This window comes from Endozoicomonas arenosclerae (genome assembly GCF_001562015.1).
Lineage (GTDB): Bacteria > Pseudomonadota > Gammaproteobacteria > Pseudomonadales > Endozoicomonadaceae > Endozoicomonas_A > Endozoicomonas_A arenosclerae.
The window spans coordinates 44,184-69,521 of record NZ_LASA01000052.1 but is presented as its reverse complement, the minus strand read 5'-3'; the positions used below and the strand labels follow the sequence as shown (position 1 = coordinate 69,521).

Sequence of the window (25,338 nt, the reverse complement as noted above, 5' to 3'; positions counted from 1 at the left end):
GGGGTTATGAAGCTGAATGCATGGATTCTATCTTTGCTTTTTCTGGTAGTGGCTAATAGGTCTATGGCTGTGGAATACCAGATTGAGGATGCAACGTCTGGAGAATTTCTTTCGCGTCAGGAATTAATCGAAGCGCTGGTGGGTCAACAGCATATTATCGTGACATGGGATCGCAGTGATAAACAATGTATTCCCTCTGACAGTGCAATGTTGAATGAAATCACTGGCACGTTGCTAAGCCACCATTGGTTGAAAACTCTGGTGCTAGGCTGGGTTGAGAATCACTCTGTTGAAGCTCAACTACTGAGAAAACATCCACTGGAAACATCGTCTGACAGCTTCATAGCCTGGTTTCATGCTCTCCATCATCCATTGTTCCAGCCGAGTCATGCGTTGATGAGTAAAATTCATGCTGCAGGCATTCAACTGGCTCCGGGGGATTTCAGCTTCAGACCTTTTATTAAGGGGATGAGTGAGATGCCTGAGATGACCTATCTCTGGGCTACGGCGGCGCTCAAGGATCATTTGTTCCAGCAAGACTTCAAGTCTGAGCAGAAGGCTGTCAGCAGGCTTGATCAGATCAGGAGCACTCTTGGGGAAGGGGCCTTCAATGATTTGGTGAACCAGTTTCCAGACAATCATACGGTGTCTTCAGATATTCTTACGAGAAGGTTCAATAGTCAGATCGAGCAGGATGAAGGACTGGCTTGGCATAGTCAAAGTACAGGTCAATTAGCTTTCCTGCCTTTCTATACCCATGCAAGAAAAGATATAGGCTTTGTGCCCTATCTGAGAAAGCTGCAACCCTTTACCCAGGTCAAGGTTGTCTTGATAGTTACGAAGGAGTGTTGGGAGAGTTCGAAAGGTTATGCAGGCGTTGATTATTTACTGATTGAGTACTGAGTCAATGAAGGCAGAGCTATGGAAGCCCTGCCTTTGACGCATCAGTTATGAGCGTGCAACTCTTCATTCAGAGCAATAGCTGACTTGTTGGTCAGACACTCAATGCCACCCGTCATGGAGTTACGACGGAAAAGCAGGTCTGACTGACCGCTGAGCTGACTGGCCTTTACGGTTTCCACAACGTTCTTCTGATCATCCAGAACATTAACCTTGCTGCCTGCCGTCAGGTAGAGACCAGCTTCGATGGTGCAACGGTCACCCAGTGGTATGTTGATACCGGCATTGGCACCGATCAGGCAGTTTTCTCCCAGAGAAACCACTATGTCATTACCACCGGACAGTGTTCCCATGGTGCTGCAGCCGCCGCCCAGGTCAGAACCTTCACCAATCATGATACCGGCAGAGATACGGCCTTCAATCATGCTCTTGCCTTCGGTACCGGCATTAAAGTTGATGAAGCCTTCATGCATGATGGTGGTACCTTCGCCCACGTAAGCACCCAGACGAACACGGGCTGCATCCGCAATACGAACACCGGTAGGCACCACGTAGTCGGTCATTTTCGGGAACTTATCCACAGAATCAACGCTGAGGTGACGACCTTCAGAGCGGGCCTTGAGCTGACGCTCTGGCAGTTCAGCCAGATCGATAGCGCCTTCATTGGTCCAGGCTACGTTAGGCAGAAGTGGGAAAATACCCTGCAGGTTCACGCCATGAGGCTTAACCAAACGGTGAGAAAGCAGGTGCAGCTTCAGGTAAGCTTCAGGAGTGCTGTTGAGCGTATCGTCTGTTTCCAGGAAAGTGATGACACGAGGCTGGTCACTTTCTTCCAGGCTCAGCATCATTTTGGCCAGGGCGTCTTCACCCAGGTTAACGAAGGATTCTTCCAGGGCGTGACAGGTTGTGCTGTCCAGCTCCACACAGGTGTTACCACCTTTGTAGTCGACGATTTCAGTAATCGCAGCAACCAGCTTTTCGGATGGGCTGAGCAGAGGCATTGGGTAGAAAACTTCCAGCCAGCTGCCCTGAGTATTCTTGCTGCCAACGCCGATGGCAAGACTGAAAAGAGTTTGGCTCATAAATAGGTTCCCCTTATACAAGTCAATTTGGAAATCATCCGGTGCAATAACTGCCCCCGGCATTATTCTTTTGCCTGGTTAGAAAAAAACAGGCCTGGGAGCCTGTCGGACTTAAGCTTTTGAGCATAAAGTCCGGCAGGCTCCTATTGAAACAGTTCTTGATATTGCTTGTCTGAAAAGCCCAGCACTCTTTTGGAGCCGGTGTCGAGCAGAGGCCGCTTGATCATGGCGGGTTGCTCCAGCATCAGTTCGATGGCTGACGCTTCTGTCACAGACGCTTTCTGCTCTTCTGGCAGCTGTCGCCAGGTGGTTCCCCGACGATTAAGCAGTGCTTCCCAGCCAAGTTCATCAGACCACTGCTGCAAAGAGGTCTTTTCCAGACCGTCTTTGCGGTAATCATGAAAGCGGTAGTCAATACCGGCAGCAGTCAGCCACTTACGGGCCTTTCTAATGGTGTCGCAATTGCTGATTCCGTAAAGGGTGATCACGAGTTTACTCTCGCCTTTCTGCTGTAATTGCTTATGAAGCGGCTAGGATACACTGCTCTCTCAAGGAATGCATGAAGAGCAGTCTCTAAAGCCACCTGAGAGTTGTATCTATCGGTCAAGTTGTTGTCTCGTGAAAAAATGGTCAATCCAGTAAATACTACTCTGAACCATGGCAGTACATAACTTTTCAGAAAACAGGCTATTCAAGGGTTCGTAGAAGGATTTTCCTTGAGTTAACCAGGTAGAGGCAGTGGTGCAGAGATAGATAGTGGCTGGGACAAGGACAGGAGAAGGTGGTTGCAGGCTTTTGCTTCTTTGCCTTTGATACGGAGGTCGCTGTTCTGGTGTTGATTGAGGTGGATCATAGATAGCGGGGTCTGAAGTTGATCGTTGACGGTTATGAGAAATATGGCGTGCTTGTTCAGATTTTCTGCGAGCCTTTTGTTTTCTGTCGTGAGATCGTTTGAAGTACATCAGACAGGTAGGTGTTATGGAGCTGCATACTCTCCAGCCCATTTTTTTTCCCGAGTCATTACCTGCACCACTATGATAGATTTCTAGTGTGCTAATTAACGGATCAGAAGGTGAAACCTTATCAATGAGCACGCGTTTTCCATGAATATAACCTTGCATTGTTGAACGAAATACTGACAGAGACAGGTTTGCAGGTATTCTGCTATCAGTTGGAGGAATGATTGAATTTACGCTGAAAAAGTAAGGGATGAACGTTGATGGGCTGAAGCTTGTAAATTCAGTTGATGGGAAGATTAATTCATGTCCATCTGCAGGGAGGATGATGGGTTTACGATCACTAAGAATAAAATTGGCAGTGAAATGAGATTCTCGAACCGAATCAACAAAGCGATTGAGCGATACTGGAAGGTGACCTGAGACTAGAGGGGCTGAAGAACCCATAGAGTATCGCAGAGTACGTTCAGGAGCGTTAGAGTCTTTCCAGGTAAAGATCCAGGAAGTTGCGAAATGCTCATGACCAGAAGTTTTTGATAAGCCAGATACCTCAGATATTTGTATTGTTCCTGCATTTATAGCGTTGATGAGTTCAGGTAGAGATTCTGCTTCTGATAGAGATTCCATTGACGTGGAGGGGGCAGCGATTGTTTTAACTATTGATGTTTCTAAGTTTGTGGTGGTGTGAGATGCTGAAGTATCCGTCCGCTCAATCGCTTTGCCAATTTTTAATTCTGAGCCAGCAGCGCCCAGGTAGACATCGTAATGGTTTTCGTCAGCCTTCAGTACGAGAATGAAAGCATAGAAAGGGCTGAGGCAAATAAACAGCAAGAATAGTTGAAGGTAATACATGAATAGCAATTTTTGATTGGTTGTATTCACTGTTTTTCAGCAAGCGTAAATTAGTGCCGACACAGTATAGAAGTACTTAATTAAAACATTGGGCTATTTCGTCATGCTGGTTAATGATGACCATAGGTGTTGTTATATTGGTAAGCAATCAGGTCCGTGCAAAGAGGCTGCTTCACAAGGCAGCAATTATTGTTTCTGGCACGACAGGGACGCGGATAAATCCGGGGATAATATCAGGGAGTTATTGGAAGAGCGGGCCCATAAAGGAACCCCGATGGAGGGGTTTTGTCTGAAAGGCGCGAATCTCGATAATCTGGATCTTGTCTGTCCTGAGGGTAAGGTCTATCAATTGATCAACAGTGACTTAAGTCGTTGCAGCTTGGTTAGAGCCCATCTCTATCGGGCAGATCTTTCCGGCTGTAATCTACTGAAAGCGGACTTAACTCGGGCAAATCTTCATAGAACCGGCTTGATCGGATCAAACCTGTTGGGTGTTAATTTTAAGGCAGCCCGAATTGAGCATGTTGATTTTGGTGAAGCTTTTCTACAGGAAGAAAAAGCTCAGCAGGCCAGTAAGCAGGGGGATGAACTCAAAGCCAGAGAGTTATTTGAAGAGGCGGAAGAAGTAGCCCGGAATATTCGCAAGCACTGTGAAGCTCAGGGGTTGTTTCACAATGCTGGTGAGTTTTTTCATCGGGAGATGACCTTTCATCGTTACCGCTTCCCTTGTTTCTCCTGGCACAGAATCGTTTCCAAAGTGGTGGATCTGCTCAGTGGTTACGGAGAAAAGCCGGAAAGAGTGGTCTTTTTCTCTGCCTCCTTTATTGTCTTTTGTTCCCTGTTCTACTTCTTTTTGGGGATTGAAGATGGCGGGGTTCGGGTTCAATACCAGCAAAGTCAGTCAGGGTATGAGAATTTTATCAGCTGGCTGGAAACGCTTTATTTCAGCGTTGTGACTTTTACGACTTTGGGGTACGGCGACCTTACGCCTGTGGGTCTTTCCCGATTGTTTGCGGCTATTGAAGCCTTTATTGGCAGCTTCACTCTGGCTTTGTTTGTTGTGGTATTCGTGAAGAAGATGACCCGCTGAAGGAAGAAACCTTCAGCGGATTTTGGTATTCAAGCCCGTATTCAGGATCGATAAGCTTCCACTTCATCCGGGTCACAACTGATGGCCGCGTGTTCCTCCCCTTGCAGCAGTTCCTTGAACTGACTTCGGTTCATATGAATCAATTCCCGGTGGTTCCCGGCTTCCAGATAAAGGTCCTGAACTGAGTTCAGTTCGTCATCCCAGCAGGTTGTCATTCCATAGGCGGTTCCGATGGGGGGAACTGCCCCATCCTCACAGTCTGGAAACAGGTGTTTGAGTTCCTGCTCGGATACCAGGTTCAGGTGTCGATCGAGTTTGGTGTTGATCCAACGCAGCATGAGCTTGTTCATTGACGGCATAACCGCGATCACATAACCCTGGGTGTCACGGAGGACCACCGCTTTTGTCATGTTCTTGACGGGAATGCAGGCCGAATGCGCTGTATTCATTGCTCTTTCCGAGTATGGATGGGAAACAAGTTCATATTCAGCATTATGTTCGTTCAGAAACATGTGCAGTTTCCGGGCGATGCTCATCTTCACCTCCCCGCACGAAGGTTGGAGAAATCGTAATTAAAAAAGTCTACGTCCTAGTTTATATGGAATATTTCAATGTGCTGTGCCCGTAGGCCTAAATAGTAAGATGAAAATTGTATATAAAAGTCAGTTGTAATCCGTTTCAACGCTTTACGGGAAACTTATGAGCAAGTCTCTTTTTAGGGGATTCAGAGAAGTAAATTAAATTTACTTGTTAAATGTCGTTTGGTGAGAATTATCAGTAAAGTATCAAAATAGAGGAAAAATAGTCGATTAAGCCAATATTCGGTATTACTAGCAGTTGGCTTATCGTAATTGAATCAGTATCCTTTTGCGGCTTTCTTGGCTCCTGACTGATTTAATAATTAAAGGAAATCATTGTGAATTTCTCTGGATTGAGACGACCCTCTCTGCTCGCCGGGGCAGGATTGTTTGCTCTCCCGCAGACTTCTTTTGCGGCAGAAGAGTTGTTAAGAATGACAACTCACCCCATCGCCTGGCTCTGTATTGTTGTTTTCACCCTCGCCTATATCGCTGTGATGGCGGAAGAGAAATTGCATCTCAGGAAGTCCAAGCCTGTAATTCTGGCCGCAGGTATTATCTGGGCTCTGATTGCCTGGCTGGCTGTGGGTAATGGTGTATCTCACGAGAGCCTGTCCAAAGCCGTTATGCACGATCTGGAAGAATATTCGGCCATGTTCCTGTTCCTGCTGGTGGCGATGACCTATATCAACGCCATGGAAGAGCGGCAGGTCTTTGATTCCTTACGCAGCTGGCTGATTCGCAAGGGTTTTAGTTACCGTCAGCTGTTCTGGGTAACAGGTATTCTGGCCTTCTTTATTTCTCCTATTGCAGACAATCTTACAACCGCTCTGTTGATGGGCGCGGTGATCATGGCTGTAGGTCAGGGTCGCCCGACTTTTGTTACCATGGCAATGATTAATGTTGTGGTGGCCGCTAATGCCGGTGGTGCATTCAGTCCCTTCGGTGATATCACTACGCTGATGGTTTGGCAGGCTGATAAAGTTGAGTTCTTCCAGTTCTTTGCCTTGTTCCTGCCTTCGGTTGTTAACTTCATTGTTCCAGCCACTATCATGAACTTCTTTATTGAAGAAGGTCGTCCTGCGGCTCTGGATGATCACTCAGGTATTCGTCGTGGCGGGATCGGTATTTGTGTGTTGTTCCTGGTCACCATCGTGCTGGCTGTTTCCTTCGAGAACTTCTTCGGCTTGCCTCCTTTCATGGGCATGATGACCGGTCTTTCCCTGTTGATGTTCTACACCTACTTCCTGCAATTGAAAGGACTGACCAGCAGTCGTCCTATTCCGGTGATGGGTGAACAGAAAAATGAAGAAGATCTGGATATTTTCAAGCGGGTTGCCCATGCTGAGTGGGATACTCTGCTGTTCTTCTTTGGTGTTATCTTCTCGGTAGGTGGACTGCGCTACCTTGGTTATCTGGAAGTGATTTCAGAAACCATGTACACCGGTGTTGGACCTACCTGGACCAACATTGCCGCGGGTGTCTTCTCGGCCATTGTGGATAACATTCCTGTTATGTTCGCTATCCTGGGGATGAGCCCTGAAATGGATGTGTTCCAGTGGTTGCTTATTACCTTGACTGCAGGTGTAGGCGGTAGCTTGTTATCCGTAGGTTCTGCAGCGGGTGTAGCCCTGATGGGAACCGCCAAAGGCCGTTATACCTTCCTGAGTCATCTTCGCTGGAGTTGGGCTATTGCCCTGGGATATGCCGCCAGTATTGCGATGCACTTCCTGGTGAATGGTTAAGTAGTTGTTGTGCCGGTGAAATCCTGTTCTTAGTGGCTAAGAACAGGATTTCCCTGATAGACAATGTAGGGTGAGCAACTGCCCGATATTCGAATATTGATAATACCGTTGTAGCGGGTATCCAGTTCAAGGGACTGTCTTTTGTTGGCAATCGACATTTCCAGGTCATCGGGGTTTATCCCGTATTTTTTAAACCACTTCAGGTCTTGTTCTGCATCGGGCTGAAAGATCAGTTCAGCCAGATCACCATCCACTTCTGTAAAAACCAATGAGCCCCTGACTGGCTGGTAATGACAGTTGAGAGATTCCAATGGGCTGGCGCAACCTGAGAGCAGAATAGACGGCAAAATCGAGACTGCTGCCCAGATAGATTTGTTGGGATAATCAGAGCGTTTCAAACCAGAAGCTCCTTTTCTTATTTTAATGGCATTCACTCGTTGATGGAGAATGCTTCGCTCGTGGCTGCTTAGCGTATTAATTATTACATCTGCTCAACGTGTTTGAAACCACCGTTTAGTGTTTCTCAGTATCAGATAAAAAGCAGGTGTTAGCAGTGTTGCCAGTATCACCACTGCCAGCATACCCCAGAAAACCGGAGTCCCCAGAGATTTACGTGCCTGCATACCTGCACCGTGGGTAAACAGTAGCGGCATTACCCCCATGATAAAGGACAAGCCGGTCATCAGGACTGCACGAAACCGAAGCCGTGCTGCTGTCAGTGAGGCGTCGAAAATACTTTCCCCCTGAGCTTCTCTGGCTCTGGCGAACTCAATGATCAAAATGGCATTTTTCGCGGCCAGACCAATGAGGAGAATAAGTCCCAGCTGGGCGTAAATGTTGTTATCCAATCCTGAGAAATAGAGGCCTAACAATGCTCCAGCCATGGAAATGGGAATAGAGGCCATGACTGCTATGGGCAGTGTCCAGCTTTCAAACTGTGCTACCAGAAACAGATAGGCGAATAAAATAGCCAGCAACAGGATAAGGGCGGTCCATTTTCCAGCTTCCCGTTGTTGCAGTGACATACCTGACCAGACGTAGTCATAACCTTCAGGCAATTGGGTAGCCAGCTCTTCCATGGCACTCATGGCATCTTCAATGGCATAGCCTGGAGCGGGCTGACCAGAAATGCTCGCGGTTCGATAGATGTTGTAATGTTCCAGCAGTGTAGGACCCAGACCGTTTCGCAGAGTGACCAGGTTTTTAAGAGGAATCATCTTGCCCTTTTCAGAGCGAATCTTGAGCTCAAGAATATCTTCAGGCGTGGCTCGATCTTCCTGCTCTGACTGCAGCAGAATCATAAAATTGCGGCCATAGCGAAAATAATGATCCACATACATGGCGCCCAGATGCCCCTGTAATACGTCTTGCAGGTTGGCTATCTTAATGTCCAGATTGTTGAGCTTTTCCCGGTCAATCTCCAATATGACTCTGGGCTCATTCGCCCGGTACATGCTAAAGCCGCCGTTTATCTCTGGCTTGCTGTCGATGCCTTGTATAACTTCGTTGAGGACTGTTGATAGCTCAGCCGGTGAATGTCCTCCCAGATCCTGAAGTTTAAAGTCAAAACCGCCAAACAAGCTGATGGCGGGTATGGGGGAGGGGGGCACCAGCATAATGTTGGCACTGTCTATATCTCCAATCCTCTGACCTACTTCGGCCATAATACCCTGCAAACTGGTTTCTGCCGTATCACGCTCACCCCAGGGTTTGAGTAGGAAGACGACAAAGGCTGCACTGGGAGAGGACGTCATTGTTACAGGACTGAAGCCAGAGACGGATACGGTATTTTCAATACCTTCTATGTCTTCGGTCAGGTCTATGACCTGTTGTACCAGTCTGTCGCTCCGATTCAGGGAGTGACTGTCAGGAAGCTGAATGAGAGCATAAAAGAAACCACGGTCATCAATCGGGACGAAGGCTCGAGGTGTTATCTTCAGCAACCAGACTGAAGACAGAGAAATAACAATAAAGATCAACAAGGTGACTACAGGTTTCTTTAACAGCCATCGGGCCAGAAACAAATAGCCCTGGCTGAGCTTTTCAAAACCTCTGTGTAAAACTCCGTGATAAATCCTGTTTTCCCTGGCGCCTTGATTTCTCAATAGCCTGTCACACATGATGGGGCTGAGGGTCAGTGCACAGACACAGGAGATCAGTACAGCACTGGCGGTTGCGATGCCAAACTCTTTATAAAAGTGTCCTGCTGTACCCGGAATAAAACCTATGGGGAAAAAAACAGCGAATAGAACCAGCGTCGTCGCAATTATGGGGCCTGTCACTTCCTTCATTGCCTGAATGACGGCTTCTCTCGATGAAAGCTGGTTTTCCTGCATCTGCCTTTGGACATTTTCGACCACCACAATGGCATCATCCACGACAATGCCCACTGCTAATACCAGTCCGAACAGCGTGACGGTATTGATGGTATAACCCAACATGTAGAGTATTGAGAGACTGCCAACCAGTGAAACTGGAATGGTGACAGCAGGTACCAGGGTTGAACGCCAATCAGCCAGAAACAGGTAAATGACAAGAATAACCAACAGTATTGTCAGTATCAGGGCGACTTCCAATTCATGGATGGTTTCCTTGACGAAGCGACTCATGTCGTAGGGAATGAGGTAATCCACATCTTTAGGAAAGGATGCTGAGAGTCTTTCCATCTCTTCTTTCAAGAGGCGGCTGACTTCCAGTCCGTTGGAATCTGGTTGCTGAAATATAGAAAGATGTATTGCACTGCCTGTGCCCAGTCGCTTGATAAAGTCATAGGATTGGGAGCCTTGCTCTATGGTAGCTACATCTCCCAGTCGTAAAACCTTTCCATCTTTCCCTTTTTTCAAAGGAATGCTGGCATACTCTTCCGGCCTGCTCAGCAGGCCGTTTACCTCAATGACGTATTCCAGTTGCTGATGATTTTTGCTGGGGCTTTGTCCTACCTTGCCAGCTATGATTTCCCGGTTCTGATCCTTGATGACTTGATAGATATCCGAGGGGGTCAGGCCCAGGTTGCTCATTTTGTCTGCGTCCATCCAGACTCTCATGCTGTAATCCCGCTTTCCGATGATGTCGACAAAGCCGACCCCCGGAATTCTGGCCAGGGATTCTTTGACTTTCAGGGAGACAAAGTTACTCATCCAAGTATCATCATGCTCCGGATTGGATGAGTAAAGTGAGATAAACATCAGCTGGGTGCTGAGCTTTTTCATAGTGGTAATGCCAAATTCCAGTACTTCTTTGGGCAGGTTGGGTTTGGCTCGCTCCAACCGGTTCTGGACATTCATCGCGGCAATATCAGGATTGGTCCCGGCTTCAAAAGTGACGGTCAGGGTCATGGAGCCATCATTAGAACTGCGGGAGTTCATATACAGCATACTTTCGATACCGTTCATCTCGAGCTCTATGGGGGTGGCTACGGCCCGTTCAACCTGATCGGCTGTGGCTCCCATATAGAAGGCTTTGATTTCAATCTGAGGTGGCGTTACCTGAGGGTATTCCAGTGTGGGAATCAAGGGCAGGCAAAGAAAACCGCTGATTAAAATGACCAGAGCTATGACTTGGGCCAGTCTGGGACGGCGCAGAAAGAACTGTGTAAGCATGAGGACTCGTCATTTATTATTGAGAAGAACGCTGACAATGAGGTCAGACTACCGACTCGGCGCGAAGTTCTCTCAATAATAGACGGGCTATAAAAAAAGCCCCTGAGAGTCAGGGGCTTTGATGGATCAGCTGTTGGCTTTATCGGGATTGAAATGCTCTCGCATTTTCTGCAACAAGAAGTAGAACAGCGGTATCAGTAGTGTGCCGAAGATGGTGGCTGCCAGCATTCCGGACATGACCGTAGTACCGATAATTCGACGGCTTGCGGCACCGGCACCACTGGCGAATACCAGAGGCAGTACACCCAGTACGAAGGACAGGGCTGTCATCAGTACCGCACGGAAACGCAGCTCTGCAGCGTCAGCAGCAGCATCAAAGATACTCTTGCCTTGCTGCCTTTGTACCATGGCAAATTCTACGATCAGAATGGCCGTCTTGGCGGCAATACCGATCAATAGCACCATACCTATCTGGGCGTATATATCGTTCGCCATCGAGGGCACCAGTAGTCGGAACAGATTGATGCCGGAGAAGGCACCAAAGATAGCGATAGGTACCGCAACTATGATGGCCACTGGCATGGTCCAGCTTTCATACTGGGCTACCAGAAACAGGTAAACGAACAGGAAGGCCAGGGCGAACAGCAGTGGTGCTACGCTACCCGCTTCGATTTCCTGCAGGGACTGTCCAGACCATTCAAAGGTGTAACCATCAGGCAGTGTCTTCGCCAGATCTTCCATAGCAGTGATGGCATCACCTGAGCTAAAGCCCTGGTTGGCTTTACCGCTGATACTGGCAGATCGGTACAGGTTGTAATGATCAATACTGCTGGGGCCAAGAATAGGCTTCAGGGAAGCAACCGTTGTCAGTGGCACCATCTGGCTATTGAGATTCCTGACATAGAACTTGCTAATGTCGGAAGGGTTGGCCCGATATTCGCTCTCAGCCTGCAGTTTTACCTGATAGGTTCGACCAAACTTACTGAAGTCATTGACGTACAGTGAACCCAGCTGGGTTTGCAGCGTCATGAAGATTTCAGACAGGGGAATGCCCTGGGCTTTTGCCTTGTTGCGATCCACTTCCAGGAAGTACTGAGGGACGTTAGCTCGATAGGTACTGAATACCTGGGTCATCTCGGGGCGCTGGTTGGCCTGATAGATGAGGCCATTCAGCACCTGGCCGAGTTCCTGAGGGCTGCGTCCCAGCGTATCCTGAAGTCGGAAGTCGAAACCACCGGAAGAACCCAGACCCGGAATGGGGGGGAAGGCAAAGGCCATGACCTGTGCTTCAGGCAGAGTCCAGAGTTTGCCCTGAATCTTTCTCAGGACAACCTGCTGGTGCTGCATAATGTCGGGGCGGTCTTTCCAGTTGTTCAGAACTACAATCGCCATGGCGTTGTTGGAGTTCGAACCGCCCATGATACTGAAGCCGGAAACACTGATAACACTGTCGACATCAGGTTCTGTCCGGATGATGTCAGTAATGTGCTTCATGGTCGATTCGGTTCTGTTCAGGGAGGCCGCATCAGGCAGCTGAACATCGACTACGAAGAAACCCTGGTCTTCATCAGGAACAAAGCCGGAAGGGGTGCTGGTGAACAGGAATCCGGTAGAAGCCATCATGATGGCAAACAGGCCGACGCCCAGAATACCTCTTCTCAGCAGCAGGGTAACCCAGCTTTTGTATCCGCCGGTCAGTCGCTTGATGAAGTTATCAACAGGTACCAGCCATTTGATATGTCCCATCTTGCCTTGTTTCAGCAAAGTGGCACACAGCGCCGGGCTCAATGTCAGGGCGTTGATGGATGACAGCAAAACGGCAACAGAGATGGTTACCGCGAACTGGGAGTAAAGTCCCCCGGTAATGCCCGGCATAAACCCTACCGGTACGAATACCGCGAGCAATACCAGTGTTGTAGCAACAATAGGCCCGGATACTTCCTTCATGGCCTTGCTGGTGGCTTCAGCCGGACTCATCCCTTCCTGGGTAATCAATCGCTCCACGTTTTCGATGACGACAATGGCGTCATCCACCACGACCCCTATTGCCAGTACCAGGCCGAACAGAGTGATCGTATTGATGGAAAAACCAAGGGCCAGCATGACCGCAAAGGTACCAATCAGGGAGACCGGAATGGCAATCGCAGGGATCAAAGTAGCGCGCCAGTTCTGCAGGAACAGGAATACCACCAGAACAACCAGGGCCACAGCCTGAAGCAGGGTAATCACTACTTCTTTAATGGACTGGTCGATGAACTGAGTGGTATCAAACTTGATTTCATACTCAATGCCTTCTGGCATACGAGCTGAAAGTTCCTCCATGGTGGCTTTTACACCTTTGGCCACTTCCATCGCATTAGCGTCTGGCTGCTGGTAGATAACCAGGAATGCGGTGTCATCATTGTTGAATTTGGCAACGCCATCGTAGCTCTGGGAGCCCATCTCAACACGGGCAATATCCTTGATGCGAACGTAGGAGCCGTCAGGATTAGCTTTGATGATAATGTTTTCAAACTCGTCAGGGTCGCTCAGACGTCCCTTGGTTTTAATGGTGTAGGTGAACTGCTGGTCGGCCTGGTTAGGAGCCTGGCCCAGTTTACCGGCTGCAACAATAACATTCTGTTCATTCAGAGCGTTAGATACGTCTGAAGTGGTGATGTCCAGAGATGCCATGCGCTCAGGGTCAAGCCAGATACGCATGCTGTAGACCATGGAGCCCAGAATATCTGCCGAAGCAACACCGTCGATACGAGCCATGGGCTCTTTCAGGTAATTGTTGGCGTAGTTGTTCAGGTAAACACCGTCATACTCACCTTCATGGGAGACCAGATTGATACCCATGAGCATACTGGATGACTTCTTGCTGACCGTAACACCGGTCCGTCTGACATCTTCCGGTAAAGACGGTTCTGCCACCGCTACACGATTCTGGACGTTGACCAGAGCCATATCCTGGTCAACACCGGAATTAAAGGTAATGGTAATGCTGGCACTGCCATCGTTACCGGCAGAGGAGTTGATGTAGAGCATATCCTCTACACCGTTAACCTGTTCTTCTATAGGCCGGATAACTGCTTCTTCAATAGTCTCTGCATCGGCACCGGGGAAGACAGCGCTGATGTTAACCTGTGGCGGTGTGATTTCCGGAAACTGAGCCACAGGCAGAGTCATCATGGAGATCAAACCCACCAGGGTTATGACAATCGATATGACAAAGGCAAACTTGGGCCTGTTAATAAAAAACTGACTGATCATCGCAGTTACCCTTGTTTGTTAGCCTGGCTGCCCTGCTGCTGACCAGACTTTGGCTGGGAAATTATCCCGCCTGTTTCCGGATCAATAGTCACGATGCTGGGGGTAACTTTCACACCAGGACGCACTTTCTGCAGCCCCTCTACGATGATCTTTTCACCGGCTTTAAGCCCTGAGTTTACTACCCACATTGGCCCAATACGACGACCTAGTTCAACCTGACGGGTTTCTACCTCATTCTCGGCTGTCACCACCAGAACATAGCGACCAGACTGGTTTTCCTGTACTGCAGACTGAGGAATGATCGGGTGCTCGCTTTTAGCGTTGCTTTCCATGATCAGGGTAACGTAGAGACCAGGTACGATGATTCCCATAGGGTTAGGGAATTCAGCACGTAATGTCAGAGTACCTGTAGTCTCGTCAACATGGGTGTCTGCAAAGTTGAAGGTGCCTTTGTGGTCATAGTCACTGCCATTGGGCAGGCGAAGTTGCATTGCAAACTGCTGTTCTTCGGGAACCCGGTTGCCAGAGCTTTCCTGAAGATGACTGATGATCTGTTTTTCATCCACCTGGAAGTTAACATAGATTGGGTCAATAGAAGTGAGGGTTGCCAGCGGCTCACTGCTGGGGCCTACAAGGTTGCCCACACTGTACTTGGCGCGACCAATCTGGCCTTTGTAAGGAGCCTTGATTTCGGTATAACTGAGGTTCAGCTTTGCCGTATCCAGCTGGGCTTCAGCTGCCTGAACAGAAGCTTCTGCCTGGGCTTCCTTGCTGGTCTGGGCATCCAGGTCAGCCTGACTGATATGACCTTTCTTATAAAGATCCTTGCTGCGTTGGAGGTCTTTCTTTGACTTGTTCAGCTCTGCTTTGGCGCTCGACAGATCGGCTTCTGCTTTCTTGAGGTTAGCGATATAGGGCTTTCGATCAATTTCAAAGAGTAACTGATCCTTTTCAACGGTCTGTCCCTCAATGAAGTCTCTCTGGGTAAGAAAACCTTCTACCCGAGCCCTGAGTTCCACCGTATTTACGGCCTCAGTACGGGCAACATATTCTTTATAGTCGCCGACCGGTTGCTGAGTGACGTCCACTACAGAAACGGCTGGAGGTGGCATCTGTCTTTGTTCCTGCTTCTGGTTGCAGCCAGCCAGCGCCAATACGGATGCGACAAGCAAACCGAAGGGGAGCAGGGATCGTTGTTTGTTGGTGATGATCGATTTCATCGATGGCTCCGAGAGGGTAGTCTCAAGTTCAGATTTCCGGCCCAAGGTCAGAGTCCTGTGGTATAAGCGTGCTGATACGGAGAGATCTCCGGAATGCAATACACAGGCAATTCTAGCCTGTAAATTGCCATAGCTGTCTGCGCTTACCTTATTCAGGCATCAATTCTGACAATTAATTGTGTTTCAGAATCGACCTTTCGTTATTCAGTTCTGGTTGCTACACATGACTACGTAAGAAGGCGAACATAAACAGTCTCAGTGGGCGTTTATATTCAAAGTGATCGTTTCTTATATGTTCGTAACGGTAGCGTGCAGAGCAAGGCATACTCATGCCGGAAAAGTGGAAGGTATTGTACTCAGCTCATGGCTGATTCCTACCATAATTTTAAAAAGCTGCAATTGTTTTACAGGATGTTTACTTCAATTGCGAATAAAACTTCTGGCGGACTGTTTACACAGTGCTTACTGACTCTAACCCCAAGGTTTATACGGGCTCCCATAAACTGGAGCCATTGTTCAAACATTGAAGGTTTTCACCCAAAGTAAGAGTGAAACAAAACGAAAGTCTTCCAGAGTTACGAGTGCTGTTTTTTGCGATATGACGATTTATTAGTCCAAGACTGTTTTGTCTGCTGACAGACTCTCTGTAAATTTTGTACCCTGTGCTGTACCTTTAACCCCGCCATTGCCCCCGCGGGGTCTTTTTTTATTGCGGAGCTGCCAATGAGTAATGAAAATCTAGAGCTTCTGTTAATAGACGATGATATTGAGCTCTGTGAGCTGCTGATCGAGTATCTGGCCACTGAAGGGTACTCTGTCAATGCCGTACATGACGGTGAATCAGGTGTGCATGCTGCGTTGTCGGGTGAGTATCAACTGGTTCTGCTGGATGTCACCTTGCCTAAACTGAACGGTTTTGACGTTCTGAAAAAAATTCGTCAGACGTCTGATATCCCTGTTCTTATGCTGACAGCTCGTGGTGATGATGTAGATCGAATTATTGGTCTTGAGATCGGCGCCGACGATTATCTGCCCAAGCCATACAACCATCGAGAACTGGTGGCCAGAATCAAGGCGATTCTCAGACGAGGCAGAACACCGGGTGCTGAAGCCGGTAATAAAGTGTTGTCTATTGATGATATCACCCTGAACCTGGCTAACCGGGAAGCCAAGATTGCGGACACTTTGCTTGAACTCACAGCTACCGAGTTTATGGTGCTAAAGGCCCTGATTGAAAAGGCCGGGGAATTGATTTCAAGGGACGAGCTGACTCAGATAGCGTTGAACCGTCGTCTGACACTTTATGACCGTGCCATTGATATGCACGTGAGCAATGTTCGTAAGAAGATTGGTACGCGTCCTGACGGCTCCCCAAGAATCAAAACGGTTCGCGGTGCAGGTTACTTCTATATACGCCCATGATGAATCAAGTCCGGAGAATGCTGGCCTGGCCATTCCAGAGCCTGTTTTGGAAATTGTTCCTGTGGTTCTGGTTGACCATGCTGTCGATGATGGCGGCTATGGTGGTGACAGTGGCCATTACAGTAGATCCCTCGGATTTTTTGTCTGAACGCAGAGAACTCTTTCGGGAGCTGGAAATAGTTTCCAGAAAGGTTGAGCGTATGGCCTCCGGTTGGGCTTCTCATACCCCTTTTCCGCAATTCACAGGCAGCTATTTTTACCTTTTTGATCCTGCCGGTGAAGTAGTGGGTAGAAGAGCGGTGCCCGATGAGTTGATGTCAGCCTATGACCGAACCCATGATCGGACAGAGCCTACTATTACATTCAGAAGTGGTGTGGTGGTAGTTGGTCCGAGAAAGGTCTGGATTGGACGTGTGCCCTATGACCTTTTCCTGACCAAGGAAATGCCCCGATTGGTTCACTGGCGAGTGACCAAGGTACTGTCCCAGCAGTGGCATCTGGTGATTATTGCCCTGGGGGTCAGCTTCCTGCTCTGTATTATGCTGGCTCGATATCTTGTGGTACCCATTCGGAGATTACAAGGCACTTCCAGACGTCTGGCGAAAGGTGAGCTTTCTGCCCGGGTTGAGGCTTCTGTCCGACAACGGGGGGATGAGTTGGGCGATTTTGCTCGTGACTTCGATCACATGGCCGAGCAGCTGGAAACCCTTGTGAATAACAAGGAAATCCTGCTGAGAAACGTCTCTCATGAACTGCGCTCTCCTTTGACTCGACTGCAGATTTCTCTTGCGCTTGCTCGGAGAAAAACGCCAGAAGCCGATGCTGAGCATTCCCGAATTGAGCGAGAAATTGAACGTCTCGATGAACTGATCGGTGAAATTATTCGTTTCTCCCGAATTCAGCATGGCCTGAGTGAAGTAGCGTGTGAGCAGGTGAATCTTGAACAGTTGCTTAAACAGCTGGTTGATGACGGCAATTTTGAAGCTCATGCCCAGAACAAGGGTGTTGATCTGATTAAAAGCCAGCCTCTTGAAATCTGTGGTGTCCGGGATTGGTTAAGCAGTGCTGCGGAGAACATTATTCGAAATGCTATTCGCTTCACTCCCGAAGGTACTCAGGTTGATGTCACCCTGGAGCAATTCCGGCGAAATGTGATTATCAAGGTACGGGACAAAGGTCCTGGTGTTCCTGAAGAATCTCTGGATGCGATGTTTGAGCCATTCTTCCGTGTTGATGAAACCCGGGGTAAAGAGAATGATGGTTTTGGACTGGGTACTGCCATAGCTATGGGGGCAATTGCCAACCACGGTGGCTCTATTTCTGCCAGAAATGCCCACCCGGGCCTTGAGGTCACTATTAAGATACCTCTGGATACCAAGCTCAATGTATAACTGGGATCTTACTCCAGCTGAAGCCCGTACTTCTCAGCTGGAGTTGGCTGAAAAAGTTATTCAGCAGGATGACTTGCCCGAAGTCAGACTGGTTGCTGGTGTTGATGTAGGCTTTGAGCAGCAGGGAGCAGTTACCCGAGCGGCGGTTGCCCTCTTGGACTTTCCTTCTCTGGCTTTAAAAGATTATGTGATTCACCGTGAACCCACCCGAATGCCTTACATTCCGGGTTTGCTCTCCTTTCGTGAATGTCCAGCTATTATTGAAGCTCTGGGGAAGCTGAGTTCAGTTCCGGATCTGGTGCTTTGCGACGGTCAGGGCAGAGCTCACCCCCGCAGGCTGGGAGTAGCCTGCGGGGGTGTACTGACAGGGCTGCCAACCATTGGTGTTGCCAAAAGTCGACTTTGTGGAAAGCATGCAGAGCTTTCTGAAGAGAAAGGTAGCCAGGTTGACCTGGTTGATCACGAAGAAGTGATTGGTCGGCTACTTCGCAGCAGACAGGGCGTACGCCCACTTTATGTTAGTATCGGACACAGGGTTTCACTGACTACGGCGGTTGATTATGTTCTGGCTTGCCTTACCCAATATCGATTACCGGAAACAACTCGCTGGGCCGATGCTCTGGCTTCAAACCGGGGAAAAGCACTTGAGAGAGCACAAAAGCAGCTTGAGAAAGTTACTGACTAGTCTTTCTGGCCTGATGGTATTGCTTTTCCTGGCTGGCTGTTCCCAAAACAAGACTCATTCTTTTGACCAACAGCAGTTAAATGCTTTGGTTGAGCAGTCTTACCTTTCTCCCCAGATTCGTGTCATGCAATTAATGCCACTGGTTAATGTTCAGGTCTATCTCGATAAGCCGTTACTTCGCATTAACGGCGATAATGAACCTCTCTCTTTTTCATTTGATGGCAAGGTTGATGCGGATTTTCTGGGGAATGCTGTTTCTGAACCCATTCCGATTCAGGTGACCGGTGATGCAATACTCCGTTACGACAGTGACGACCATACTTTCTATTTTACTGACCTGAAACTCAAGGAAGCTCGTGTCGACCTGGAGCTGGCGATGATTCAGGCATTGGTCCTGGAGCAATTCCAGAAAGTTTTATCAGAAGAGTTGCTGACCTTGCCGATAATACCCTTGAAAGAAGGAACTGATCTTTATCAGGCTTTGGCTGAGGGTCAATACTCAACCCAAGTGGAGCAGGGAAAGTGGGTTGTTTCTGCTGATGAGCCTGAAAAATAGTTCTTTCCAGATAGCTGACCTCTCTGGTCAAAAAGACTGGTAATCCCGGAAAAGAACATAGTTTCATGCATGGATCGCATTTAATAAAGTCAAACGCCTGGCTGGCAGGTATCCTTTTTCTGGTAGCTGGGCTGATCAGCTTTTCTCAGGTGCAAGCCCATCCCTCAGCTGAACCTACCGTGATTACTGAAAATACCGAGAAGTTGAATCTGGCCATGATCGCCGAGTATCTGGAGGATACCCAGGGTGTTTTACGAGTTGAGGAGCTGGAAAAGCCGGAATACTCCCGGCAGTTCAAGCCCGTTGATCTGGCAGCACTGAATTCAGGTATTTCCCAGGCCGTTATCTGGTTGCGGTTCGATTTAAAGTACATCTCCTATGTAGGAGAAGAGTCTGGTGAGTGGCTAATCGAAGTGGCTTACCCGGCACTGGATCTTGTAACGCTTTATCTCATGGACTTTGATGGTGTTTATCATGAATACAACAGTGGTGATAAATACCCTTTTGACATCCGTGCTGTGGCTCACCCGAGCTTTATCTTCCCCATTGAAATGTATAACGGAGATGTCACTCATTTCTATTTGAGGGTTGAAACGACAGGCTCCATGCAGATTCCGGTGAAGCTCTGGTCGCCCATTGCCTATCTTGAGCAGTCCAATCGGGCTGATACGCTTTATGGTGCCATCTATGGCATTTTGCTGGTGATGTTGTTTTACAACCTGATGTTGTTTATTCGAATCAGGGAACAAAGTTATTTTTATTATGTTCTTTATATAGGAGGGTTTTTACTTTATTTGCTCTCTATTAATGGTACCGGTCTGGCTCATCTCTGGCCTGACTATCCCATGATTAACAGTGGCGCTCCTTTCTTCATGAGCATCACGGGTGTGAGTGGGGTGCTGTTTACCCAATCATTCCTCAAGCTTGCAGAGAAGTCAGCGGTTATAAACCGTTTTTATACAGCCATGCTAATGGCTGGATTATTGATTGTTCCGTTTACTCTGATCACCCATAACGGTCTGGCATCAAAGCTTGTGATGATTCAGGTCCTGCCGACATTGCCAGTTATGATGTTGACCGGATTGTATTTCTGGCTGGCCAAAGGCGATCGTTCAGCTCGTTTTTTCTTTCTTGCATTTGCCACATTTATCGCCAGCGCCGGGGTTTATAGTCTGATGCTTATGGGATTTCTGCCCAGCAATGCCCTGACACGAAATATTATCCCCATAGGTCTGTCTTTTGAGGTGACACTACTGTCTTTGGCGTTGGCCAGTCGTATTCGGGGCGTTAGAGAAAACAAGGTAGTGGTGGAGCAGCAGGCCAAGCAGGAGCTGGAGAAAAGTAATCAGCGTCTGCTCGAAGCCGGTCGGCTAAAGGATGAGTTTCTCAGTGCGGCTTCTCGCGAGCTGAAAAAGCCTATGAGCGAGCTCAAAAACGCTTTGGAGTTGATAGATCCGAATGGGCAGCAGGATGCTCTGTTGGAAGCCAGAGATTCAGCTCATGAAATGAGTGAGGTTATCAGCAACTTGTTGTCATTGAGTGAGATTCAGTCTGGCTCTGTCACAGTGAAGCGATCCCCTTTTAATGTGAGGCGTCAGCTGAATATTCTGGAAGATCAGTTTAAGCCAGCCTGTGAGAAGAAGGGGTTGAGCATTGAAACCAGTGTTCACAATATGCCAGAGACGCTTTACGGTGATGCCCAGAAGCTGTTTAAAGCCTTATCGCTGGTGCTTGAGAATGCAGTCAAGTTCACTGAAGAGGGGGGAGTCACTGTGATTGCGACTACCCGGCCTCACGAGCAATCAGGAAAGATTCGATTGCAAGTCTGTATCGATGATACCGGGATTGGCATTGAAGAGTCAGCCGGGCGTGATGTTTTCCAACCTTTCCAGAAAGTGAATGGCTCTGCAAAGGGGCATTCAGGAGGTCAGGGGTTAGGGCTTACCATCTGTCGCCAGCTGATGCATATTATGGGCGGAACGGTTTCCTTTAATAACAGGCCTGATCAAGGCACTCGCTTTGAACTCAGTGTTACCTGTCTGGTTGAGCTTCACTGAGATTGACTGGCTAAAGACCAACGCCAACCCATAAGTGGTAAGCGCTTCCATATCGGTATAGTCAAGAAATACAGGCAGATTCCTGCAAAGTCGGCCACAAGATCTTCTACTGAGAAAAAGCGATGTTCTGTTTGTAACTGAAGAATTTCTATAAAGAGACCATAAGTTAACAGATACCCCGTTTTCCAGATATTAAAGGGTTTCTCGGGCAGGCTGGCATCCATCAGAAACGCCAGAACCAGAAAAGCGGCCAGATGCTGAATCTTGTCACTGATCTCAGGAAGTGGGGCCTTATCCAATGGCATCAGTGCCAAGTACAGAATGACCGCCATAGTCAGTATCAAACCAATACGGGCCAGATGAAAATAGTGTTTCTTGAAAAGTTCTAGCAAGGGTTCCTTCCAGTTTCTTTCTTTTAATATTCAGTTAGAATTTTTCTGTCTACGAAGTGACGATCGAGTTCGTCCTTTGTAATTTCGGCTGACTGGCTTTTTAGAAGCCTGTTTTCTAGATAATTGTACCTTTAACGATTCTGGAACAGTAGTTTCTCTCCAGCTTCCTGACTCCAGTCCATCCAGAGTCCATTCGCCAATTTGGTAACGAATTAATCTTAAGGTAGGAAAGCCAATCGCAGCAGTCATTCGGCGCACCTGCCTGTTTCGCCCTTCTTTTATAGTCAGCTCAAGCCAGCAGTCAGGAATGGATTTTCTCTCTCTGATAGGTGGAATTCTGGGCCAAATTGCAGGAGCTTCGATGATTCGAGCCTTGGCAGGACGTGTTGGACCATCATTGAGTTCAATGCCTTGTCTCAGTTTTTCCAGTGATGGCTCGTCTGGTATCCCTTCAACCTGAACCCAATAGGTTTTCTCCATCTTGTGCAGAGGAGAGCTGACCTGATGCTGAATCTGACCATTGTTGGTCAACAGTAGAAGGCCTTCACTGTCCCTGTCCAGACGACCTGCGGGGTAAATGTCCGGAATGGAAAGATAGTCTTTGAGAGTACTGCGCCCTTCGTTATCTGTGAATTGAGTCAGAACCCCATAGGGTTTGTTGAACAGTATCAACCTGGGAGGAGGCTTTGGAGCTGACCTGTTCTGATGGTTGCTGGCTTTGGGGTGTGGTCGACCTGACATTAGGCTGAGTCTCAATAGCGTTGGGCAGGCATTATAAATTTATTAAAACAGAACAAAACCCCTGAACTAAACTCTAATTGTTCAATCTCGAGCAAAAAGACAGTTCACTTTCTCGAAAAGTGAAGGGCTTGTGTCTTTGAGCGGTGGGTTCTGATCAGTCAGGCCGTTAAGTCATGAGGATGCCACTCAAAGCTCTTGTCAGACCATTGAAAGGAACATTTGTTTTGGTTGAAGGACGACCCCTAAAAAAATTACATCATAGAGGTATGCCTTGTCTGCTACATCACCTTCTACAGTACAGGAGTCCAGCCTGTCTCTGCCCATTACCCTGATGCGTTATCTGGCTCCCTTTCTGCTGGGCCTTGTACTTTGGAATTGCCAGATACCTGAAGGCATGGATCCCAAAGGCTGGCAGATCATGATTATTTTCTTCAGCACCTTGCTGGGAGTAATGGTCATGCCGATGCCTATGTCTGCAGTAACCTTTATGGGGATTGCTGCATTGGGGCTAACCCAGACGCTAACGATGAAGCAGGCTTTGGCAGGCTATGCCGAACCCATCACCTGGCTGATTATGCTGGCTTTCTTCATTTCCCACGGTTTTATTAAAACTGGTCTTGGGCTTCGAATGGCCTACTGCTTCATGCGGCTTTTGGGCAAGAAGACAGTGACGTTAGGGTATGGGCTGACGCTGACAGACGTACTGCTGGCACCTGCCATGCCCAGTATTACAGCCAGGGCGGGCGCTGTTGTTTCTCCCATTATGAAGTCGATCGCTGAGGTTTACGACAGCCATCCTGGTGATACTGCCAAGCGAATGGGAACCTTTCTGACGCTGGTGGTTTTTCATGCTAATGCTATTTCCAGCGGTATGTTTCTGACTGCTATGGCCGGTAATCCTCTGGTGGTTAAGCTGGCCGCTGATCAGGACATTGATATTACCTGGGGTGGCTGGGCTCTGGGGGCATTGCTACCAAGCTTACTCTGCCTTCTCGTGATGCCTCTGATCCTTTCTCGTGTGGCGCCGCCAACGATCAGAGAAACGCCAAAGGCTGTTTCTCTGGCTGATGAAAAGTTGAAAGCGCTCGGAGCATTAAAACGTGATGAATGGATTATGGGGGCCACGTTTGTTGGCCTGCTGACATTATGGGTGAGTGGCCGTTATCTAGGGCTGTCTCCTGCTCTGGTGGCTATGGTAGGTGTTTGCATTCTTCTGCTTAGTGGTGTCCTGAACTGGGATGAAGTTAAGGGTAATAAAGGGGCATGGGATACCATGATCTGGTTTGGTGCCTTTGTCACTATGGCTCATTACCTCAGTGCTTATGGGGTCGTTTCCTATATAAGCCAATATGTCGGACTTTGGTTTGAAGGTATGCCCGCAGCGGTAAGTCTTGTGGCAATTTGTATCATTTATTACTTTGCCCACTATTTCTTTGCTGCGACCACGGCTCAAATCAGTGCCATGTATGCCAGCTTTTTAGTGATACTTCTGGCTACAGGTGTTCCTCCTCTGGGAGCCGCTCTGCTTCTTGCCTATCTCAGCAATATTTGTGCAGTGGTGACTCACTACGGTAATGGACCTGCCCCCATACTCTATGGAACGGGCTATGTTCCCTTGAAAACCTGGTGGAAAGCCGGATTTGTCATGAGTATTGTCTACCTGACTATCTGGCTTACTGTGGGTACATTCTGGTTATCATGGTTGGGGTATCTCTGAGTGGGTGAGAATCTGTAAGCTTGTGACAGGATTACGCCGTTTTAAGTGATAAGTGCGTGTTAAGTGGTGTTTGAGTCTGAATTTTTCTGGAATACTGAGGTACTTATACGGATTCTGATTTCAGGGAATAGAGGCAAAATAAGCCCCAGATAAGCTGCTCCGTAACTTATCTCTTGTCATGGAGTGTTGACAGTACTCCAGCGGATTGCCTGTCAATCTGTTCATTGTCATGTTCGTTCTTATTAAATCCGGGTTATTGGCCCGGATTTTTTTTGTCTGTGAGAAATTGAATCTACTCACAGCCTTGGGGGCTTCTTAACAAAAAGAGGTTGAGAGCATTAACCCCCAATCGTTTTCATCAACACGCCTTTGAGAACAAATCCCAGAACACCCAGACATAAGGCACCAAAAAGAACCATTGTGCCAAACTTTCCCGCTTTCGACTTCTTGGCCAGATCATAAACGATAAAGCCCATAAACAGCACTAAAGCCGTGAGGAGGACTTTCATCATCAGGCTTTCAAAATTGTCGATATCCATCATCGATACTCCAGCGAATAAGCATGCACATTCTATCTCCGATGAATTCTATGTCTACACTGAAATAAGAAGAACCGGCAGTTGTAAACGGGAAGTAACGTTAAGCTGGAGAGTATCCAAAGTGCCATAAGCAAGAAGCAGCCATTGATAGAGGAGTACAGGCTGGATTTTTGCCAACAGGAGAAAGGACATGGCCTCCCGTATCAGACTGATCGATGTCACCAAGATGAAGAAGTCGTCCTGGCTTGTTCAACAGGAATCCGAAGTCGTAGTTAAAGCCGCACGGAAAGATATTTCCAAGCAGGAAAACTTTATGAATTCTGTAGGTATGGATAAAAAGAAGCTACGGGATTTTATAAACGGAGATTCCTGGTCAGCCAACTATAAGCATAAAGCCCGTCAGGAGCTTATTAAGTTCAATGATGAACTGAAAGGTGATCTGGCTCATGAGGCCTCACTAAAGCGGAAGGAGATCAGGTTGGCAAACCGGCTGCTGGCTCCAAAGAGCAAATCAAGGTCAACCGGCAGAAGGCATCGGACTGGATTTGTTTGATCGCTTAA

21 protein-coding genes are annotated in these 25,338 nt (G+C 48.1%); 10 read left to right on the top strand and 11 right to left on the bottom strand.

Going from position 1 to position 25,338, the window contains the following annotated elements; genetic code table 11:
* The first annotated feature begins 6 nt into the window (after positions 1-6).
* Positions 7-903, top strand: coding sequence for a hypothetical protein (locus WG89_RS04570; RefSeq protein ID WP_153301429.1), 897 nt, complete (start codon positions 7-9; stop codon positions 901-903).
* Positions 904-944: 41 nt separating this feature from the next.
* Here WG89_RS04570 and dapD read toward each other — a convergent pair whose 3' ends face one another.
* The 3 genes from dapD to WG89_RS04555 all read right to left on the bottom strand — a co-directional run bounded on the left by dapD (position 945) and on the right by WG89_RS04555 (position 3,820).
* Positions 945-1,982, bottom strand: coding sequence for a 2,3,4,5-tetrahydropyridine-2,6-dicarboxylate N-succinyltransferase (gene dapD / locus WG89_RS04565; protein ID WP_062262015.1), 1,038 nt, complete (start codon positions 1,980-1,982; stop codon positions 945-947).
* A 143-nt stretch (positions 1,983-2,125) separates the two neighbouring features.
* Complete coding sequence (locus WG89_RS04560; protein WP_062261945.1) at positions 2,126-2,470, bottom strand: ArsC family reductase; 345 nt, start codon at positions 2,468-2,470, stop codon at positions 2,126-2,128.
* A 108-nt stretch (positions 2,471-2,578) separates the two neighbouring features.
* Positions 2,579-3,820: a hypothetical protein gene (locus WG89_RS04555; protein ID WP_153301428.1), complete on the bottom strand. Its 1,242-nt coding sequence runs from the start codon at positions 3,818-3,820 to the stop codon at positions 2,579-2,581.
* 73 nt (positions 3,821-3,893) lie between these two features.
* Between WG89_RS04555 and WG89_RS04550 the strand changes: the two genes are divergently transcribed.
* On the top strand, positions 3,894-4,880 hold the full coding sequence (locus WG89_RS04550) for an ion channel (RefSeq protein ID WP_062261938.1): 987 nt from the start codon (positions 3,894-3,896) through the stop codon (positions 4,878-4,880).
* 41 nt (positions 4,881-4,921) lie between these two features.
* Here the strand turns inward: WG89_RS04550 and WG89_RS04545 are convergent, their stop codons facing one another.
* Positions 4,922-5,416: an aminoacyl-tRNA deacylase gene (locus tag WG89_RS04545; RefSeq protein ID WP_079253656.1), complete on the bottom strand. Its 495-nt coding sequence runs from the start codon at positions 5,414-5,416 to the stop codon at positions 4,922-4,924.
* 380 nt (positions 5,417-5,796) lie between these two features.
* Here WG89_RS04545 and nhaD point away from each other — a divergent pair, with 380 nt between their 5' ends.
* Positions 5,797-7,203, top strand: coding sequence for a sodium:proton antiporter NhaD (gene nhaD / locus WG89_RS04540; protein ID WP_414630388.1), 1,407 nt, complete (start codon positions 5,797-5,799; stop codon positions 7,201-7,203).
* A 29-nt stretch (positions 7,204-7,232) separates the two neighbouring features.
* On the opposite strand, the gene WG89_RS04535 is transcribed toward nhaD, so the two are convergent.
* The 4 genes from WG89_RS04535 to WG89_RS04520 form a co-directional block, all read right to left on the bottom strand.
* Positions 7,233-7,601, bottom strand: a complete 369-nt coding sequence (locus WG89_RS04535) for a hypothetical protein (protein ID WP_062261931.1) — start codon at positions 7,599-7,601, stop codon at positions 7,233-7,235.
* Between the two features lie 93 nt (positions 7,602-7,694).
* Positions 7,695-10,802, bottom strand: coding sequence for an efflux RND transporter permease subunit (locus WG89_RS04530; protein WP_062261928.1), 3,108 nt, complete (start codon positions 10,800-10,802; stop codon positions 7,695-7,697).
* Between the two features lie 126 nt (positions 10,803-10,928).
* Positions 10,929-14,057 carry an efflux RND transporter permease subunit gene (locus WG89_RS04525; protein WP_062261926.1) on the bottom strand — a complete coding sequence of 1,043 codons (3,129 nt, stop codon included), beginning with the start codon at positions 14,055-14,057 and terminating at the stop codon, positions 10,929-10,931.
* A 5-nt stretch (positions 14,058-14,062) separates the two neighbouring features.
* A complete protein-coding gene (locus tag WG89_RS04520; RefSeq protein WP_062261922.1) occupies positions 14,063-15,277 on the bottom strand; it encodes an efflux RND transporter periplasmic adaptor subunit in 1,215 nt (404 codons plus the stop codon).
* A 723-nt stretch (positions 15,278-16,000) separates the two neighbouring features.
* On the opposite strand from WG89_RS04520, the gene WG89_RS04515 reads away from it, so the two are divergent.
* The 5 genes from WG89_RS04515 to WG89_RS04495 all read left to right on the top strand — a co-directional run bounded on the left by WG89_RS04515 (position 16,001) and on the right by WG89_RS04495 (position 21,388).
* Positions 16,001-16,699, top strand: coding sequence for a response regulator (locus tag WG89_RS04515; RefSeq protein ID WP_062261918.1), 699 nt, complete (start codon positions 16,001-16,003; stop codon positions 16,697-16,699).
* Complete coding sequence (locus WG89_RS04510) at positions 16,696-18,090, top strand: ATP-binding protein (RefSeq protein WP_062261915.1); 1,395 nt, start codon at positions 16,696-16,698, stop codon at positions 18,088-18,090. The genes WG89_RS04515 and WG89_RS04510 overlap by 4 nt, the downstream gene beginning before the upstream one ends.
* Complete coding sequence (gene nfi, locus WG89_RS04505; protein WP_062261912.1) at positions 18,083-18,775, top strand: deoxyribonuclease V; 693 nt, start codon at positions 18,083-18,085, stop codon at positions 18,773-18,775. The genes WG89_RS04510 and nfi overlap by 8 nt, the downstream gene beginning before the upstream one ends.
* Positions 18,756-19,331 (top strand): DUF1439 domain-containing protein, encoded by a 576-nt coding sequence (locus WG89_RS04500; RefSeq protein ID WP_216638440.1) that lies wholly within the window; start codon positions 18,756-18,758, stop codon positions 19,329-19,331. The genes nfi and WG89_RS04500 overlap by 20 nt, the downstream gene beginning before the upstream one ends.
* A 65-nt stretch (positions 19,332-19,396) precedes the next feature.
* Positions 19,397-21,388: a sensor histidine kinase gene (locus tag WG89_RS04495; protein ID WP_062261905.1), complete on the top strand. Its 1,992-nt coding sequence runs from the start codon at positions 19,397-19,399 to the stop codon at positions 21,386-21,388.
* Here the strand turns inward: WG89_RS04495 and WG89_RS04490 are convergent.
* Together WG89_RS04490 and WG89_RS04485 are read right to left on the bottom strand one after the other, a co-directional pair.
* Complete coding sequence (locus WG89_RS04490; protein WP_062261902.1) at positions 21,382-21,780, bottom strand: VanZ family protein; 399 nt, start codon at positions 21,778-21,780, stop codon at positions 21,382-21,384. The genes WG89_RS04495 and WG89_RS04490 overlap by 7 nt on opposite strands.
* Before the next feature lie 30 nt (positions 21,781-21,810).
* Positions 21,811-22,521, bottom strand: a complete 711-nt coding sequence (locus WG89_RS04485; RefSeq protein WP_079253652.1) for a pseudouridine synthase — start codon at positions 22,519-22,521, stop codon at positions 21,811-21,813.
* Positions 22,522-22,792: 271 nt separating this feature from the next.
* On the opposite strand from WG89_RS04485, the gene WG89_RS04480 reads away from it, so the two are divergent.
* Complete coding sequence (locus WG89_RS04480) at positions 22,793-24,238, top strand: DASS family sodium-coupled anion symporter (RefSeq protein WP_245662873.1); 1,446 nt, start codon at positions 22,793-22,795, stop codon at positions 24,236-24,238.
* 338 nt (positions 24,239-24,576) lie between these two features.
* Here the strand turns inward: WG89_RS04480 and WG89_RS04475 are convergent, their stop codons facing one another.
* Positions 24,577-24,780, bottom strand: a complete 204-nt coding sequence (locus WG89_RS04475) for a DUF2788 domain-containing protein (RefSeq protein WP_342669248.1) — start codon at positions 24,778-24,780, stop codon at positions 24,577-24,579.
* Positions 24,781-24,967: 187 nt separating this feature from the next.
* On the opposite strand from WG89_RS04475, the gene WG89_RS04470 reads away from it, so the two are divergent.
* Complete coding sequence (locus WG89_RS04470) at positions 24,968-25,330, top strand: hypothetical protein (protein WP_062261896.1); 363 nt, start codon at positions 24,968-24,970, stop codon at positions 25,328-25,330.
* Positions 25,331-25,338: the final 8 nt, after the last annotated feature.

Excerpts from the sequence above, each read along its gene's own strand:
- WG89_RS04520 (WP_062261922.1), bottom strand. The coding sequence starts at position 15,277 with ATGAAATCGATCATCACCAACAAACAACGATCCCTGCTCCCCTTCGGT.
- WG89_RS04530 (WP_062261928.1), bottom strand. The coding sequence starts at position 10,802 with ATGCTTACACAGTTCTTTCTGCGCCGTCCCAGACTGGCCCAAGTCATA.
- nfi (WP_062261912.1), top strand. The coding sequence starts at position 18,083 with ATGTATAACTGGGATCTTACTCCAGCTGAAGCCCGTACTTCTCAGCTG.
- WG89_RS04475 (WP_342669248.1), bottom strand. The coding sequence starts at position 24,780 with ATGATGGATATCGACAATTTTGAAAGCCTGATGATGAAAGTCCTCCTC.
- WG89_RS04515 (WP_062261918.1), top strand. The coding sequence starts at position 16,001 with ATGAGTAATGAAAATCTAGAGCTTCTGTTAATAGACGATGATATTGAG.
- WG89_RS04525 (WP_062261926.1), bottom strand. The coding sequence starts at position 14,057 with ATGATCAGTCAGTTTTTTATTAACAGGCCCAAGTTTGCCTTTGTCATA.
- dapD (WP_062262015.1), bottom strand. The coding sequence starts at position 1,982 with ATGAGCCAAACTCTTTTCAGTCTTGCCATCGGCGTTGGCAGCAAGAAT.
- WG89_RS04470 (WP_062261896.1), top strand. The coding sequence starts at position 24,968 with ATGGCCTCCCGTATCAGACTGATCGATGTCACCAAGATGAAGAAGTCG.
- WG89_RS04570 (WP_153301429.1), top strand. The coding sequence starts at position 7 with ATGAAGCTGAATGCATGGATTCTATCTTTGCTTTTTCTGGTAGTGGCT.
- WG89_RS04550 (WP_062261938.1), top strand. The coding sequence starts at position 3,894 with ATGCTGGTTAATGATGACCATAGGTGTTGTTATATTGGTAAGCAATCA.
- WG89_RS04510 (WP_062261915.1), top strand. The coding sequence starts at position 16,696 with ATGATGAATCAAGTCCGGAGAATGCTGGCCTGGCCATTCCAGAGCCTG.
- WG89_RS04495 (WP_062261905.1), top strand. The coding sequence starts at position 19,397 with ATGCATGGATCGCATTTAATAAAGTCAAACGCCTGGCTGGCAGGTATC.
- WG89_RS04545 (WP_079253656.1), bottom strand. The coding sequence starts at position 5,416 with ATGAGCATCGCCCGGAAACTGCACATGTTTCTGAACGAACATAATGCT.
- WG89_RS04485 (WP_079253652.1), bottom strand. The coding sequence starts at position 22,521 with ATGTCAGGTCGACCACACCCCAAAGCCAGCAACCATCAGAACAGGTCA.